Origin of the sequence: Limnothrix sp. FACHB-881, from assembly GCF_014698135.1 — a bacterium.
Taxonomy (GTDB): domain Bacteria; phylum Cyanobacteriota; class Cyanobacteriia; order CACIAM-69d; family CACIAM-69d; genus CACIAM-69d.
This window is the reverse complement of record NZ_JACJSN010000010.1, coordinates 85447-102045: the sequence shown is the minus strand read 5'-3', so window position 1 is coordinate 102045 and position 16599 is coordinate 85447. Positions and strand designations below refer to the sequence as shown.

Here is a 16599-nt window from a genome sequence, read left to right as displayed (position 1 = left end):
AGTCAGGGAATGATGGAAAACGTTAAATCGGGAACGCGGCACGGATAGAAGCGATGCTTGGACAGATGGTGTGTGTGTGGTGTGACGAGTGAGTTACTGGTTTTGTCGTGGATGCTAAATTTCCAGTTCAAAAATCCTTTGCACTAACCGGCACGCAGCTATTTTTGCTGCTGACGGGTTGCCTGAGCGCTGCCGCAGTGACAATCGACGGTCTGTCTGGGCGATCGCCCTACGGCCTGGAATCGCTCACCTTGCCGCTGGTGACAGCCGCCGCTGTGACCGCTGCGATCGGGTCTTGGGTAGTGCCCCTGTTGCGCCGTCTCAAAACCGGCCAGGTGATTCGAGAAGATGGCCCCCAATCCCACTTTGTGAAAGCGGGAACCCCCACCATGGGCGGCATCTTCTTTGTGCCCACGGCCGTGGTCTTGACCCTACTTTTAGGAATAGGTTGCGGTTGGTCTGGTTCCCAGTGGGCCGATGCACTGGCGGTGGGAGCCTTGACCCTGGCCTACGGTTTCATCGGTTGGATTGACGATTGGCAGGTCTTGCGCCGCAAATCGAATAAAGGCATTACCCCGCGCCAAAAGCTGGCGCTGCAAGTGCTGTTTGGTGGATTGTTTTGCCTCTGGTTGGGGCTGACAAAATCTTGGGATTTAACAACGGTGGCCCTGCCCTTGGGGTTTGCGCTGCCCTTGGGAATTTTGTTTTTCCCGATCGGCTGGTTCACCCTGGTGGCGGAAAGCAACGCTACAAACCTCACCGACGGCTTGGATGGACTGGCGGGCGGCACTGGGGCGATCGCCCTCTTGAGCCTGGGAGCGATTGTTTACCCCACTTCTCCGGCCCTGGGTCTCTTCTGTGCTTGCCTGTCGGGAGCCTGCCTGGGTTTTTTGGCCTATAACCGCAATCCAGCCCGCGTGTTCATGGGCGATACGGGATCTTTGGCCCTTGGCGGTGCGTTGGCTGCCGTGGCCCTATTGACCCACTCGCTCTGGAGTTTGGCCATTGTTGGCGGGGTGTTCCTGGCTGAAACCCTCTCGGTGGTGTTGCAGGTGAGCTATTACAAAGCCACCAAAGGCCCGGACGGCAAGGGCAAGCGGCTCTTCAAGATGGCCCCGCTGCATCACCATTTTGAGCTTTCTGGCTGGTCAGAATTGCAAGTGGTTTCCACGTTTTATCTGGTGGCTGCGGCCCTTGGTGCTCTGGGACTCTGGTGGCGTTGAGCATCCCCTTCGTTGCAGTTGCAATTGCAATTGCAATTGATCTGGTTGCTAGCGCAATTCCCTGCCATCCAAGACTCAAACCCTCAGAAACGCCTGAAACGATACCTTAAATAACGCCTGAGATTGCGGGGCCCCGGGCCCCGTTTTTTGTGGGGCAATCATCCCGTGGAATGGCAAACTCAACAGTATCCTGAAGGGGGCAAGCTGTCGGGGCTGTGGCGATCGCCTGACCGATCGAGCCGATGGCCTGGATAAACCAGCGAATTGAGTCAGCGAATTGAGTCAGAGCATCAAGCCCATTGGTTAAGCAGCATGATTTTTGGATGTTCCTTGGCGTTCTAGCAAGCATGGACGATTCTGATCTGGATTCGAGGGAACCGGTGAGCGCAGAGGGGCGATCGACCGTTGCCATGGAGCCGGAGTCTTGGCCCATGGTGTCCGTGATTGTGCCGATTTATAACGGCGAGGCGGACTTGCCTCCCTTGGTTGATTGCCTGTTGGCTCAGGACTATCCCCCCAGCCAAGTGGAATTTATTCTGGTGGACAATCGCAGCGGCGATCGCTCCTGGGATTGGCTGCAGCGGGCCCAGCAAATGGCTAGCGATCGGGGATGGCAACTGCATCCTCTTCAGGAATTGACGATTCAGTCGTCCTATGCGGCGCGGAACCGGGGAATTCGGGTAGCGCGGGGGGAAATTCTGGTGTTTACGGATGCGGACTGTCGCCCTCAACCGCAATGGCTGCGATCGCTGATTGGAGATTTTGCCGATCCCGCGACTGGGATGGTGGCTGGGGAAATCACGTCCCTGCCGGGCCATACCCTGCTAGAACGCTATGCCGATCGTCAAGAAACCCTCTCGCAAAAACACACGATCGACCATCCCTTCTTGCCCTATGGCCAAACGGCGAACCTGGCGGTGCGGCGAGAAGTTTTCCAGGCGATCGGGCTATTTCGTCCTTATCTGACCACCGGAGGCGATGCGGATTTGTGTTGGCGGATGCAACAGGCCACGGATTGGGTGATCGCCTTTGCGCCGGGGGCTATTGTGGAACACCGCCATCGGGCCACCTGGCAGGAATTTGCCAGTCAATGGCGGCGCTATGGCCGCTCCAATCGCTACCTACACCAGTTGCATGGTGTGCCGCTGATGCGTCGTCGATCGGCCCGCCAGGAATTGCGCCGTTGGGTGCGCTGGAGCCTGCGAGAGTTGCCCCTGGCTTTTGGGCGCTGGCTGTTTAAAAAAGGCTCCCTGCTCGATGCCCTATCAACGCCCATTGAACTGTTGGGCAGTCGTGAACGTTGGCGTGGGCAAGTGCGGGCCCAGTTACCCGATCGCGCGGACTGGATTGAGCCATTTGAGGCATTGAAATGAACTGTTGCTGAACCTTTTGGGTTCGCTTCTGAGATAACCAATTAGCTTGTTAACTTGGCTCGGAATTGATGAGCTTAGATTCGATCGAGCACTGCAATACCCAACAAATTCAGCCCCAGTTTCAGGGTGCGTGCCGTGGCATCGCAGAGCACTAATCGAGAAGTGCGATCGGGTTCTGTGGCATTCAAAACCGGGCAGCGATCATAGAATTTATTGAATTTTTTGCTCAGTTCAAAAAGATATTCACAGAGACGATTGGGCATCAATTCCGCCGCGATCGCCTCTAGAACCTCATCCAGTCGCAAAAGATGCTTGAGCAATGCCCATTCGCTCTCGTCACTGAGGATGAGTTCGGTACTGTCCAAGTTCTGGAAATCAATTTCACCCTTACGGCTAATGCTTTGAATCCGGGCATAGGCATAGAGCATATAGGGTGCTGTGTTGCCCTGAAGCGCCAACATTTTGTCGTAGCTAAAGGCATAGCTACTGGTGCGGTTTTGGGACAAGTCCGCATATTTCACCGCGCTGAGGCCCACAATTTGCGCCACCTGCTCAATGAACTCGGGAGTTTCACTGCGCTCTTCTGACTGCAACCGCTGTTCCACGTCGGCCTGCGATCGATCGATCGCCTCCGCCAACAAATCCTTCAGCTTCGGTGTATCTCCCGATCGGGTCTTCAGCTTTTTGCCGTCCTCACCCAGCACCAAACCAAAGGGCACATGCACCAGTTCCACTCCCGCCGGAACCCAGCCTGCCCGCTCGGCCACCTGGAACACCTGGGCAAAGTGGTTTGCTTGCCCCGAATCGGTGACGTAAATGATTCGATCGGCCCGGTCTTGGGTGGTGCGATAGCGAATGGCGGCCAAATCCGTTGTGGCGTAGTTGTAGCCCCCATCGGACTTTTGAACAATCAGGGGCAGCGGGTTCCCGTCCTTATTCACAAAACCGTCCAGGAACACGCAGCGGGCCCCCGCATCCTCCACCAGCAGGCCCGCCGTTTCCAGGGCGCTCACCACCTCCGACAGCAGGGGGTTATAGAACGATTCTCCCCGTTCCGTGAGTTGAATATCGAGCAGGTCGTAGATTTTTTGGAATTCCCGCCGCGATTGATCGCAGAGCAATTGCCAGGCGCGGCGGCTGTCGGGATCGCCGCCCTGCAAGCGCACAACCTCTTGGCGCGATCGCTCTTTGAAATCCTCGTCCTCATCAAACCGCTTTTTCGCTTTTTGATAGAACGCCACCAGATCGCCCAGGTCGATCGCATTGGCGTTGGTGAGGGCTTCCGGGGCCACTTCCCGCAGATGGGTAATCAACATCCCAAACTGCGTGCCCCAATCGCCCACATGGTTCAGCCGCAACACGTCGTGGCCCAAAAACTCCAAAACCCGGGCCAGCACATCGCCAATGATCGTGGAGCGCAAATGGCCCACATGCATTTCCTTGGCAATGTTGGGGCTGGAAAAGTCCACCAAAATGCGCTGCGGTTGCGCTACGGGGTCAATGCCCAGTCGATCGCTCCCTTGGCTCAATCGCAATTGCCCCAACAGGTAGTCGGCCTTGAGGGTCAGGTTAATGAAGCCCGGCCCCGCAATGGTAGGGGGTTCGCAGAAATCCTCGATTGCCAAGGCCGCCACGATCGCGCTGGCGACCTCGCGCGGTGGCTTGCCCCACTGTTTCGCTAAGGACAGGGCCACATTGGCTTGGTAATCCCCAAACTTGGGATTGCTGGCCGGAACCAGCATCGGATCCGTGCCAACCAACTCCGGGCCAAAGGCCTTGACCAGGGCGGTTTCCAGGGCTGAACGAAGGCGGGCGATCGCGTCTTTCACCGGCAAAAAGGGGAACGGTTTCCAGAAAAAAATCTCGCCCACAAGATAAGGCGCGGGGCGTTCGGCCGCGGCCAAACGTGGAGTTCCCCGCGCGCGAAGAGCAAAGGGCAATAGAAGATTTTACTGGAATTGGGGGAGAGCGAGGCCGCCCGCAAGCCGGATTCTGTTGGCTAGGTCAGTTGCGATCGGGTTAGCTAGGGCTAATTAGACTGCTGGCCCTAGCGATTCCGGCAGCGCACCCGCTCCAGATCGCCTTCAACGTTGCGGGGAATCCGCCGTAAATCGACACCGGAGCGGTAGAGGGTTGCAGAATCCCAAAGCTTGGCCCCTTCAAGGTTGGCCCCTTCAAAGTTGGTGTTTTCGTCCACGATCGCCCCGCCCAAGTCCACATTGCGCAGATCAGCTCCCCGCAGGTCAGTTCCGCTGAGGTTGGCATCCACAAAATTGGCAAACCGCAGCTTGGTGTTGCGCAGGTTGGCACTGGCCAAGTTGGCGCAGGTGAAGTAGCTGCCCTCGAAGTTGCTGTCGGAAAGATTGGCCAGTTGCAGTTGGGCCTGACGCAGCCGCGCATTGACCCGACTGATGCCGCTGAGGTTGGCTTCCTGAAGATCGCAACCTTGGCAACTGCGGGCGCTGCCGCTGATGAACTGCTGGGGATCGGTGGTGTTTTGGGCCCAGGCCACGCTGGCCAAGCTGCCTGCCAACAGGAAGGTGATCGCGGCAGTCCAAGTTTTATGGGACGTTTTCATGGGTTGACCTCTCAGCAAATCGGCAAGGATGGACAGGGTACACGCCTTAGGCAGACATCGGTGAAACGGCTGTAATGGCAGGGAACGATCGCGCTAGGATGCTTATCGGTGTCCCCCAGAGTTCCAACCTATGCGAGTTTTACGCTTGTTCCAACTGTTGTTGGCCTTGGCTGGCTCGATCGTGACCGGTCGTCAATGGGGTTCGGGTCAAGGTCAGCACAGGGAGCACCGCAGGGAACCACAGGGGCGATCGGCGGTGACCGCGATGGGCAACCGGGTGAGTCGCTCTGGGTCAATACAACCCGATCGCCAGTTCGCCCGGATCGCTTGCGGGACAGTATTCAAACCGATATCTCAATTCGTAACTGTCCGTTGGCTCCAAGTCCAGGGGGGGCTTGAGTCAGAAGGGGCTGAACGCTTTCAATGGCAATGCTTGCAGGGAATGGGGCGCAGTTTGGCGATCGGGCTGATAGGATTCCTGATTTGTGCCAGTTGGGCAATTGTGCCAATGCCGAGTTTGGCCGATGAGTTGCCCCTTGAAGCCCGCGTTCAGGCCGCGCGATCGCTGTTTGACCAAGCTTTTGAGGCCACCAATGGCGGGCAATTTGCCCAGGCCGAGCGTTATTGGACGCAAATTTTGGAACTTTTTCCCGACAATGCGGAAATTTGGAGCAACCGGGGCAATGCCCGCGCCAGCCAAAACCGGCTGCAGGAGGCGATCGCGGACTATAACGAAGCGATTAGCCGTGCTCCCAATGCGCCGGATCCCTACCTGAATCGGGGGGCGGCTCGGGAGAATGCGGGCGATTTGACGGGGGCGATCGCGGACTATGACCATGTGTTGGAATTGGATCCCAATGATGCGGCCGCCTACAACAACCGGGGCAACGCGGAGGCGGGCCTTGGCCAATGGGCGATCGCGGTTGACGACTATGCCCAGGCGGAGCGCTTGGCTCCCGATTTTGCGATCGCCCGGGTGAACCATGCCCTCGCCCTGTTCCAGGTGGGCGATCGGGCGGAGGCCTTGCGCCTGTTGCGGAATTTGGTGCGGAAATATCCCACCTTTGCCGATGCGCGGGCGGCCCTGACGGCGGCCCTGTGGGATGCGGGCGATCGGGGCGAGGCCGAAAGCCAGTGGGTCTCGGTGGTGGGTCTCGATCGGCGCTATAAGGACTTGGAGTGGGTGGCGAAGGTGCGCCGTTGGCCGCCCGCCATGGTGACCGCCCTAGAAAAATTCCTCAAGCTTTAACCTCTAGAGCAATCCAGCGGGCGAGAACTGGCATTGTCCATCCCTGCTGGATTGCGTTGAAGTTGAGCGAGTTGAAATTGAGCGAGTTGAAGTTGAGCGAACTGGCATTTAGCGAGCGGCAGCTCGATCGCGCTTGAGGCGATCAAGCAACACTTGTGCATCCTTCAACAGTTGAGTGCCCCAGAGGTTGTCCTTCAGGTACTGCAAATCCGCATAGCGCTCATCGGTGTCCAAAGCTTCCTGGGCCAGGGCCAACCCCTTCAGGCAGTTGGGGTCTCGGGCTTGGCTTTGGCAACCGGCAGCGGTGTAGGTGGCCGCAGCGATCGCCAGTTTGGGTTCTGCGGCGGTTGGATCCACGGCCAAAGCAGCTTCCCACTCCTTGAGGGCACTTTCCCGATCGCCCAACTCATACAGCGCCAAGCCGATATTGTTCACCGCTGGCCACATCCGTGCTTCCAGGGTCACCGCTTGCCGAAACTGCTCGATCGCCTGCTGAAACCGGCCCATGGTTAGGTAGACATTCCCCAAGTCAAACCGGCCCGTGGGCGAGTCCTGAAGCTTGAGGCCCGCCTGCAACGTGGTTAGCGCCTCATCCCAGCGCTTCTGTTGCCCGTAGGCCGACCCTAACGCTAACAACACCGATGGATCTTCCGGAGCCAAGGCCCGGGCCGATTCCAGCACCTGAATGCCCCGATCGATTTGCTGAGATTGGAGATATAACCCGCCCATCAATCGCAAAACTTGCGGATTTTTGGGAGCGAGATAGGCCGCCACTCGAATGCGGGCCAGGGCCTCATCGTATTGCTCAAACTGCACCAAACGCGCCGCATCTTGGGCTAGATCCAAAGCCTGCTCAGACCACTGGGGATCAATTGGCGGTGCATAGGGCAGCAACACTTCCGCCCGGGCCGGCATGGATAGCCCCATGCAACCCCAAAGCACAGCCAGAACCTGGAGCGCTCGGATGCTCTGTTGTTTCAAGCTCAGTTTGCCCAGTTTGCTCACAGTCCTGTTTATCCAATGCTGCTGACAACGATCGCAAGGCCATCTTAGCAACCTGAATTAATCCGGCGGGCGGTTAATCCGGCGTGGCGGGTGAACAGGGGCACAAAACTGGGTTGGGTTCAAGACTCGATCGCCCAACATCCCTGAAATTCCGCGCGATCGCAGGTGTTGCCAGGGAGGGGATTGGCCCAATTTCAAGATTCCAGACGCTCCTTCAGGTGCTACTTCAACAGTTGCCGCACCGTGTCAATCAGCTCTTCCGGTTGGAAGGGCTTGGCGATGTAAGCATCGGCCCCTTGTTTCATGCCCCAGTAGCGATCGAACTCTTCGCTCTTGCTGGTGCAAAGCACCACGGGCACATCCTTTCGGTTGTTATCCGACTTCATCCAACGACAAAATTCATAGCCATTCATCCGGGGCATCACAATGTCTGTGATCACCAAATCCGGAGCACTGGCCTCAAATTGCACCTGTGCCTCTACCCCATCGCCCGCCAAAACCGTCGTCATGCCGTGTTTTTGGAGGAGTGCGGCAATCATCTCGCGCATCGTTGCGCTGTCATCGACAATTAGCACCTTACTCACGACATCCTCCTTCGCAGTTGGCGGCGGTTGCTGACCGCCATCCCTCGCAATCGGGCGAGTTAACCACCCATGATATGTACCACAACTTCGCGCGTGCGACCGTGCTGTCGATGTTCCCAGAGATAGATTCCCTGCCAAATCCCCAGTCCCAGTTGACCATGCACGATCGGAATTTGTTCAGAAGTGTGGGTCAAGGCGGTGCGAATGTGGGCCGGCATGTCGTCGGGCCCTTCGGCACTGTGTTGGTAGGGAGCCGATTCGGGGACGAGGCCGGCGAGGAAGGCTTCCAGGTCTTGTAACACGTCAGAATCGGCGTTTTCCTGGATCACCAGGCTGGCGGAGGTATGCTGCACAAACAGCGTACAGAGGCCGGTGGTCACTCCCGATCGCGCCACCAGTTCTGCGATCGCGTTGGTGATGTTGTGCAACCGTTTGCCTTGGGTTGAAAGGCGCAGCACCTGTTGCACATGGGTCGTTTGCGATCGCTGGTCGATCGCCCCAACCGAAATGACAGTGGCGGAGGCGCTAGAACGACTCATGGAAACTGGAATAGGGACTGAAAAAGTTCTGCATGGAGCGATCGAAATATTTCAAAAAGCAATTATTCACAAACAACCACGAACAATCACAAACAATTATTCATGGATCCGGATCGGTCGCTCTATTCCGATGCAATGCCGCCATCAAAAATAGGGTTGACACCCTCCCCACCGCAAGCGAACGGGGATTCCCAAACCTCGCGATTTGGGTTTCTGCTTCATTGTGCCAGCCCTCTGAGATTGGTTCTCTTCGGGTCTTGCGGTTGCTCCACAGACTGAAACCGCTAGCCCAGCGGCCACCTGTAATTTAGCATGACCTGAAAGGGCGGGGTTTTAGACCTAAATTTTTCTATAAATCGATTTTTGGCGAGATTTATGGACAGGATTTCCGCCATTGCCCCCGTGGTCTAGTGGTTATTTTGGACGATCGCTCCCCATCGTTCCCAGCGGCAACGGGGCAATGGGAGCCATGAATTTTTGGAATTCGTGCCTGATCGCGCCGATCGCCGTTGGGTCAAGGAAATTCGCCAGCGGCGGAACTCCGCAATCAAAAAGCTCGCCACTGCACGGAAAAATAGAGGCCATTTTCCTGCCAGGTGTCTTGGTCTGGGTTGTCCACCTCCACCAGGGGAATGGCGTAGTCTAGGCGCGCTGTGAATCGATCGCCCTGTTGCCATCGGAGGCCCAACCCGAGACCAACGAGGGTTTGGGGATCGGGATCGGGTCGATCGCCCCGGTTCCAGCCGGTTCCCACATCCAGAAAGGGCACAATTTGCATCACCCCTTTAATTTTGGGCGCGCGGAACAGGGGCAGGCGCAATTCAGCCGACCCAAACAGCCCGCCATCGGTCAGCAGCAAGTCTTGGCGATAGCCCCGAACGCTTTCAAATCCCCCTAGGCCAAACTGCTCCACGGGCAAGAGCGGGCGATCGGCCCATTGGGCCTCACCCCGCACCAGCAGCAACGTATCGGGCGCAAATTGGCGCACCCACTGGGCTTGGCCACGCCAGGCCAGGAATTGACTATCGGGCGACTCGCGATTGATGGTGGAGTCAAGGGCATCCAGTCCCAAACTCAGTTGCGATCGCAAGGCCAAAACGTAGCTTTCGCTGCGGCTGGTCCACTCATGAAACCACCGCAGGGCAGTGACACTGGTTTGTCCTTGGTCATCGGCTCCCGGGGAAAGGGGAAAGTCAATGCCGAGCAGACTGGTTTGGCTGTCCAGGTGCGAGAGGGTCAAGCCCGTGACGACTTCATAGTTGGGCTGCTGCACCAGGGGGCGGCGATAGGTCAGTTCGTATTGGTAGGAATCGGCTTGGATGTCGAGGGGGCCGAAGGGATCTTCAACGATGCTGCTGCCGGTCCATTGGAAGCGGGCCCCGATCGTGCTGTTGCGGCTGTCGATCGGGATAGTGTAACTGGCTTCGATCGAGTCGCTGCCGTCGGTGTTGGTGTAGCTGAGGCTGATGCCATCGCCTAGCCCCAGCAGGTTGGCTTGGGTGATGGTGGCGCGTCGCCGGACTGTGCCCACGCTGGGCGATCGCCCGTTATCCACCGATAGATCGCCATGGAGGCTGTCGGCTTCCGTGAGGGTGATCCGCAGCAGGTTCGTGCCCGGCTCGGTTCCTGCCGAAAGTTCTGCGGAAACGGTCTCAATGAGCGGGTCAGCCTGCAATAGTTGCAGAGCGGTCAGCAGGCGATCGACCTGAAGCGGCGGCTGGGTGGCCCGTTCAATGCGTCGTTGCACATAGCTGGAGCGCAGTCGCCGTAACCCCTGCACCTCGATCGCCTCTAGCCGGCCTTCCAGCACCCGAATTTCCACAATGCCCTGGGCCGGATCAATTTCCTGGGGCGGCAAAAAGGCTCCAGAGGTCTTGTACCCTTTGTTGACATATTGCTGCGTCACCGCCGATCGCGCTTCCAGCAACTCCGCAAAGGTGAGAGGGCGATTGGTGTAGGGCTGCAGCAGGGTCGCAAATTCACTATCTGTAAAAATTGTGCTGCCCGTGACCCGAAAGGCCTTCACAACAATTTGACCGGGAATCGGCGGCAGGTCAGAAGGCGAGGTAGGCTGCTCGATCGGGGGCGGCTGCAAAGTGGGTGGGGGTTGGTCTGGCTCCGGAATGGTGATCGAATCCGGCAGGCGATCGGGACGGGGCAAAGGGGGAGTTTGGGCGATGGCCGCCACAGCCCCACCGCCCAAACAGCCCAAGCTCGCCAGCGATCCCAGCAACCACTGCCAATGGAGATCCGCGCAATGCCTGAATACAGGCTTCAAGTCACGGTTCTTATGGTTCAATTCAGGCTTTGAGATGGGGGATCTAAAGGCTGGAGATCTGAAGGTCAAAGATCTCAAAGCTGGAGGTCTAAGCGCTGGAAATTGCAAAGATAGAAATTGCAAGGCTAGATATCGCAAGGCCATAGGTTAAGAGACTGATCGACCAAACGATCGCACCAACCGTAACAGATCAGGCAATCGGGGTCGAGCCATCTGCAATCCTTGGCCACAACCCGTTTGTGTTCAAAAGTGGGTAACGGGGTTGCTCCAAAACCGTCCAGCACAATCATGCTTTGGCGGAAGCCGTCGCTCTAGCGCTTGCATTGCTCAAAACGGGCGATCGCCAGGGCTGTCAGGTCGGCCAATCCCGGGCCTTGGTGGGTACTGGCCGCATTCGGTAAACTGCCGGGCGGAGGCGGGGGCGCGGGAGCCTCCTGGGCCGCCCACTCCTGGGCTAGGCTCGTGGGAGCGGCCATGGTGGCCAGACGAGATTGGGTGCGCAATCCCAACTGACCGTCGCTATAGTCGCTCCAGAGGCGATCGACTTCCAGCAGCAAATCACAGTCCGTCTGCATCAGGCTGTCCACCTGAGCATTAGGAGCCAAAATTTGCCAAGTCAAGACATTGGCCGTTTGCCAATGGCCGCTGGCCAACTGCTCCGCAAGACGGCTGAGGGTCTCGTTGCGAGGCCGCATGACCACCAAGGCCGCAGCCCCGGCCCAAAGCAGAATCGCAATGACCGATAAACGCTTGAAATTCACGGCCGATGTCATGACTGTTCCCGGTTGCCCCTCCATTGCGCCAGGACAATTGGCGGCCTCAGCGGTTGTTAGTGTAGTGGCCGCTGGGCTTGGGTAAGTTGACACGAGTGAATGATGCTGGGGGCTGTTTAACAACATAAGAAGCTCGTCTGCGAGAGAGCCTTGAGCGATCGCTGCTGCTGAGGCTAAGCAACCAATCCCTTCTGTTTATTCATTCTGAGGAAAAATCAGACTATCCGAATAATCTGGCATTCATTTTTGAACCATTTGAATACAGACTTTTCACATTGGAGAAAATTGCTTGATGTCCTTATCATTACCGATTCCTGACTGGTTTGAGGGCGATCGCGTTGGCGAAGTTTGGCGTGTACCCTATGCCCAACTGGCCACCGCAGCTCAACAATGGGCGAAGGCACATCAAATTACACCGGCACAGGAGGATTCGCAACGGATTGCCCTGTTAATGATTGATGTGCAAAATACGTTCTGCATCCCTGATTTTGAGTTGTTCGTGGGCGGGCGATCGGGGCAAGGGGCAGTCGAAGATAATGTCCGCCTATGTCAATTTATTTACCGAAATTTGAGCTTCCTCACGGAACTCATCCCCACATTGGACACCCATGGGATGGCTCAGATTTTCCATCCAATCTTTTGGGTCGATGCCGCAGGAAACCATCCCGACCCCTTGACTAACATTGACTGGGAAGCGGTCAAAACCGGCCGTTGGCGACCCAATCCCCAATTGCAAGCCAGTTTCCAGCTTCTGCCTGATTCCCTTGGCCAAGGGGCATCACCCGATCGCTCTCCAGAAGCCGGGAAGGTACATGGCAACTTGGCCACCTACGCCGCCCACTACACCAAAACCCTGGAAGATTTAGGTAAATATCCCCTGACCATTTGGCCCTACCATTCCATGCTAGGTGGTATTGGTCATGCAATGGTTTCGGCCGTTGAAGCCGCCTGTTTTACCCATGCCATTGCGCGGCAAATTTCAACACGATTTGAGCTGAAAGGTGGTCATCCCCTAACGGAAAACTATTCGATTCTCAGCCCTGAAATTCTGAGTGATGAACATCAACAACCGATCGCCCAAAAGAATCAGGCCCTGATTCAGCATCTTTTTGAATTTGACGCGGTGATTATTGCTGGGCAAGCAAAGAGTCATTGTGTGGCTTGGACAGTGGCTGACTTTTTGCGGGAGATTCAAACGCAAAAGCCGGAATTTGTCGATCGAGTCTATTTGCTGGAAGATTGCATGTCGCCCGTGGTGGTTCCTGGGGTAATTGACTTCACGGAATTGGCCGATCAAACCTTCCAGGACTTTGCTTCAGCGGGAATGCATTTGGTGCGGTCTACGGATTCGATCAAGCAGTGGCCAATGTTTAATCGCTAATCCCCAAAGGCGAAAAATTCAATCCGAGAACCTGCGCTGAAGTCATTTCGACAAAATGGTAAACTAGAAATAGTTTTTCCAAAAAAAGCTCATTCAACTCGCGCTTCTGCCCATGACTGTTCCCACCTCTGCCCTGCCGGAATCCTTGGCTAAATTAGTTCAGCGATTTTCCCGAGTTACCAATCCTAAGCAAGGTTACGAGCAACTCATCTGGTTTTCGAAGCGGCTTCCTGAGCTAGATGAAGCAGATCGTAGCCCTGAAAATAAGGTTCATGGCTGCACTTCGCAGGTGTATGTGGCTTCAGCACTCACCGATGGCAAAGTTTGGTATCGGGGAGATTCTGATTCACAACTGGTGAAAGGCTTGGTGGCATTTTTAGTGGAAGGATTGAATGGTCTAGCGCCGGATGTGATCATTGCTTTGAAGCCAGATTTCATTCAACAAACAAAACTCAATGCTAGCCTGACTCCTTCGCGGGCTAACGGGTTTTTCAATATTTTCAAAAAGATGCAAGATCAGGCGCGATCGCTTCAGTCAGAGTCCCCTGCGGATTTGAATGCTTTGGGTTCATTGTCCTCCCCGCCGAATCTTGAACCTAATCATGAAGCGCCTGAAAAGGTGACTGATTGAACTGTTGATGAACGCTCAATGATTCAAACATGATGATGCAAACAAAGTGGGAATGCAAACAAAGTGGTGATGCAAACACGGTAACGCAAACGCAATGAACCAAGCGCGATGAATCAAGTGCAATGAACCAGACGCGATGACTCAAACGGCTGCCTATATTTATCATGACCCCATTTTGGAATCGGTGACAGAGCCGATCGATTGGGAAATTGATGTGCAAAACCTGTATGTGGACTTGGGCGATCGGCAGGCGTTGGGGCAGCTCATGCAGTTGGTGAATCAGGGAGCAATTCACACGCTTCTCATCCGACAAATTCGCGACTTGGGCGACTCGATCGAGTCCATTCTCCATGTTTTGAATCAGTTAGAACATGCCAAAGTGGCGCTGCGGGTGATGCAGGGTGACCTCCCCAAGGGAACCGATCCTAACTGGATTCAACAGTTGCAATGGCTTCAGGAACTGAACCAAGACCAGCACCGACAGTCCATTCAAAAAGGCCACGCCCGTAATCGGTTAGCAGCCTTGCCGCCGCCGGGACGTGCTCCCTTTGGCTATCGACGGGGCAAAGATCGGTATGTGATCGATCGAGCGGCGGCCAGTATCGTAAAAGATTTTTTTGAAAACTTTTTACTCTACGGTTCCTTGCGGGGAGCCGTGCGGTTCATTAACCAAAAACATCAAAAGAAAATTTCAATTTCGACAGGTCGTAATTGGCTGACCAATCCTGCTTATCGAGGCGATCTAGCCTATAAAAATGGTGATGTGATTTTGAATACGCACCCCCCGCTGGTGTCTCGCGAAGAGGCGGCCCAGGTCGATCGGCTCTTGCGACGTAATCAGACCTTAGCTCCCAAAACGGCCAGCGCCGCGCGTTCCTTGGCGGGGTTAGTGAGCTGTGCCCAATGCCAAGCAAAATTAGCCATAACTTCCACGCGATCGCGGGGATCCAAAACCCCCAACTATCTTTACTTGCGCCCCAATCCTTGCGGAAAAGGGCCATCAGCTCCCGATCGATGCCCATTAGCGGACTATAACCAGGTTCTGAAGAAAACAATTCAGCGCATTTGTCGAGAATTGCCACAACGAGTGAGTCAAGCGCAGTTGCCCAATATTGAGCAATTAAAGTCCCAAATTCAACAACAACTTCAAGCCCAGGAAGCACGCCTAACTCAGCTTATTCAGCTTAAGGAAAATGGAATTTTAGATGAAAATACATTGCAAATTCGTTCCTATCAAATTCGGGTCGAAATGGGAACTTTGCAAGATCGACTCTCGCAATTGCCCCCTGCCAGCTTATCGATGATTTCCCGATCGGTGTCAATTCCAGAATTTTGGCAAGATCTATCCGAAGCCGAACGACGTTTTTACTTTCGCGAATTCCTGAAAGGCATCTGGCTAACTTATTCAGCCAAGGGAAAGGGAGAACCGACTTGGCGTGTGCAATCTCTGGATTTTGTTTTTTAAGATATTTTAAAAAATACAGCCTTTACCTAGAATTATTGGCACGCCATATTGCAGATGCCATGAAGCAACGGTTTGGTGGGCAATGCCCACCCTACGGGCAACTGTGCTTAGTAATCGGGGTAAGGGCTGTATTTAAAATCCGGGCTGACGATTAAGGGCATTTTGAAAAATCAAACATTGATATTTTTCTGATTTCATCGATGGGTGAAAGCAGAGAACTTCCGTCTTTTGTTTCTATGATTGACTTTCAAGAGAGCCTATAAATCTAAAACAGATTTTGAATAGTTTTAGTGTTTTTGGTGGCTACTAATTGGGGGTTTACGCTGCAATTTAAACTGACTTCAAAATCAAATCTTAAATAAATTTTGCGTATTTTTACTTTCTCGTAAAATAAATTTCCCATCTCCACAACTTATAAATCGCTGTCTATAATGTCGCTTATGGGGCAGTTTGATCACAGCTTAAAAGCTGGTCGTTCAGGCTTTTGATTAGGCTTGAACTTCAATATTCAATGGCAGTACTAGTGCTTTAGGCGGATCTATGTTTACGTTTTTTCTAATGCTATTGATTGGTGGTGGTGCAGCCTTTGCTGCTTTGAAAAGTGATGATTTACCTGTCCCATTGCCTATTCGATGGGCCGTACGGGGCGGTGGTGGCTTTGTGGCAGTTTTTGTGGCGCTCTATGTCATTAGTCGTTTCGTTGCGAATGTGCCGACGGGAAGCGTTGGTGTGCGCGATTCCTTGGGTAATGTGGAAGAGAGTCCATTGTTGCCCGGGTTGCATTTCAACACACCTTTTTCGCGAGTGGTGATGTTTTCGACACGCTTAAAAAATATTCAAGAAGGTATTGAAGCAACATCCCAAGAAGGTTTGATTTTTGATTTGAATGTTAGCCTCCAATATCGGATTGATCCGCGAAAAGTGTCGCAAGTTTATCGAACCATTGGCACTAGTGAATCAGAAATTGTCGTGTCTCGATTTCGGGCAATTGTTCGCTCAATTACTGCATTACATCCAGCCGAGTCTATTTATTCAACCAAGCGGACAATGATCGCTGAAGAAATGCGCCGACAACTGGCACAACAACTGGAGCCTTTGGGATTTGTGGTGGAAGCGGCTCTGTTGCGAGAAGTGAAACTGCCAGAAACTGTCCAAGCAGCAATTCAACAGAAATTGAAAATCGAACAAGAAAGCAAGCAAATGGAATTTGTGCTGTCAAAAACTCGTCAAGAGGCTCAACGCAAACAAATTGAGGCCCAGGCGATCGCCAACTACAATCGAACGGTTGCTCAGGGCTTGACCAATCAGGTCATTCAATTGAAGCAAATTGAAGCCATGCAAAGTCTAGCGGAGTCCAAAAATACAAAGGTAATCATTACCAATGGCAATTCACCGATTTTGGTTTCTCCAGGTGGTAATTAGTGCAACGCCAAGAAATCTGTAATTGATTGCTGTTGAGCTGACTCAGTTCGATCGAGCCATCTCTTGAATTGAGTCATGGATTGCGCCAAATCAATTTG

Annotated in this window: 17 protein-coding genes; 7 read left to right on the top strand and 10 right to left on the bottom strand. The window is 54.4% G+C overall.

Annotated features, from left to right (window positions below; genetic code table 11):
* The first annotated feature begins 107 nt into the window (after positions 1-107).
* Both mraY and H6G52_RS11220 read left to right on the top strand, forming a co-directional pair.
* Positions 108-1223, top strand: a complete 1116-nt coding sequence (mraY, locus tag H6G52_RS11225; protein ID WP_190355623.1) for a phospho-N-acetylmuramoyl-pentapeptide-transferase — start codon at positions 108-110, stop codon at positions 1221-1223.
* A gap of 410 nt (positions 1224-1633) precedes the next feature.
* On the top strand, positions 1634-2596 hold the full coding sequence (locus tag H6G52_RS11220; protein WP_190528384.1) for a glycosyltransferase: 963 nt from the start codon (positions 1634-1636) through the stop codon (positions 2594-2596).
* A gap of 74 nt (positions 2597-2670) precedes the next feature.
* Here the strand turns inward: H6G52_RS11220 and argS are convergent, their stop codons facing one another.
* From argS to H6G52_RS18800, 3 genes are all read right to left on the bottom strand, one after another.
* A complete protein-coding gene (argS, locus tag H6G52_RS11215) occupies positions 2671-4425 on the bottom strand; it encodes an arginine--tRNA ligase (RefSeq protein WP_190528382.1) in 1755 nt (584 codons plus the stop codon).
* A 218-nt stretch (positions 4426-4643) separates the two neighbouring features.
* Entirely contained in the window at positions 4644-5174 is a 531-nt protein-coding gene (locus H6G52_RS11210) for a pentapeptide repeat-containing protein (protein WP_099534969.1), read from the bottom strand.
* A 213-nt stretch (positions 5175-5387) separates the two neighbouring features.
* Entirely contained in the window at positions 5388-5519 is a 132-nt protein-coding gene (locus H6G52_RS18800; RefSeq protein ID WP_255508524.1) for a hypothetical protein, read from the bottom strand.
* 97 nt (positions 5520-5616) lie between these two features.
* On the opposite strand from H6G52_RS18800, the gene H6G52_RS11205 reads away from it, so the two are divergent.
* Positions 5617-6423, top strand: coding sequence for a tetratricopeptide repeat protein (locus H6G52_RS11205; protein WP_190528339.1), 807 nt, complete (start codon positions 5617-5619; stop codon positions 6421-6423).
* Between the two features lie 108 nt (positions 6424-6531).
* Here the strand turns inward: H6G52_RS11205 and H6G52_RS11200 are convergent, their stop codons facing one another.
* The 7 genes from H6G52_RS11200 to H6G52_RS11175 form a co-directional block, all read right to left on the bottom strand.
* The gene (locus H6G52_RS11200; RefSeq protein WP_199312338.1) at positions 6532-7428 is read right to left on the bottom strand and encodes a tetratricopeptide repeat protein; all 897 of its coding nucleotides are present in this window, start codon (positions 7426-7428) and stop codon (positions 6532-6534) included.
* Between the two features lie 57 nt (positions 7429-7485).
* Positions 7486-7620 (bottom strand): hypothetical protein, encoded by a 135-nt coding sequence (locus H6G52_RS18795; RefSeq protein ID WP_255508523.1) that lies wholly within the window; start codon positions 7618-7620, stop codon positions 7486-7488.
* A gap of 29 nt (positions 7621-7649) precedes the next feature.
* Positions 7650-8012 (bottom strand): response regulator transcription factor, encoded by a 363-nt coding sequence (locus H6G52_RS11195; RefSeq protein WP_099534967.1) that lies wholly within the window; start codon positions 8010-8012, stop codon positions 7650-7652.
* A 59-nt stretch (positions 8013-8071) separates the two neighbouring features.
* Entirely contained in the window at positions 8072-8551 is a 480-nt protein-coding gene (locus tag H6G52_RS11190) for a secondary thiamine-phosphate synthase enzyme YjbQ (protein WP_190528337.1), read from the bottom strand.
* Positions 8552-8958: 407 nt separating this feature from the next.
* Complete coding sequence (locus H6G52_RS11185; protein WP_190528335.1) at positions 8959-9114, bottom strand: hypothetical protein; 156 nt, start codon at positions 9112-9114, stop codon at positions 8959-8961.
* Positions 9099-10829 (bottom strand): ShlB/FhaC/HecB family hemolysin secretion/activation protein, encoded by a 1731-nt coding sequence (locus H6G52_RS11180; RefSeq protein WP_242026333.1) that lies wholly within the window; start codon positions 10827-10829, stop codon positions 9099-9101. The genes H6G52_RS11185 and H6G52_RS11180 overlap by 16 nt, the downstream gene beginning before the upstream one ends.
* Positions 10830-11140: 311 nt before the next feature.
* Positions 11141-11695 carry a hypothetical protein gene (locus H6G52_RS11175; protein ID WP_190528331.1) on the bottom strand — a complete coding sequence of 185 codons (555 nt, stop codon included), beginning with the start codon at positions 11693-11695 and terminating at the stop codon, positions 11141-11143.
* 199 nt (positions 11696-11894) lie between these two features.
* Here H6G52_RS11175 and H6G52_RS11170 point away from each other — a divergent pair, with 199 nt between their 5' ends.
* The 4 genes from H6G52_RS11170 (at position 11895) to H6G52_RS11155 (ending at position 16501) form a co-directional block, all read left to right on the top strand.
* Positions 11895-12983 carry an isochorismatase gene (locus H6G52_RS11170; RefSeq protein WP_190528329.1) on the top strand — a complete coding sequence of 363 codons (1089 nt, stop codon included), beginning with the start codon at positions 11895-11897 and terminating at the stop codon, positions 12981-12983.
* 112 nt (positions 12984-13095) lie between these two features.
* A complete protein-coding gene (locus H6G52_RS11165) occupies positions 13096-13614 on the top strand; it encodes a SufE family protein (protein WP_190355627.1) in 519 nt (172 codons plus the stop codon).
* A 136-nt stretch (positions 13615-13750) separates the two neighbouring features.
* Complete coding sequence (locus H6G52_RS11160; RefSeq protein ID WP_190528327.1) at positions 13751-15079, top strand: recombinase family protein; 1329 nt, start codon at positions 13751-13753, stop codon at positions 15077-15079.
* Between the two features lie 540 nt (positions 15080-15619).
* On the top strand, positions 15620-16501 hold the full coding sequence (locus tag H6G52_RS11155; protein WP_190528325.1) for a prohibitin family protein: 882 nt from the start codon (positions 15620-15622) through the stop codon (positions 16499-16501).
* Positions 16502-16599 lie beyond the last annotated feature (98 nt).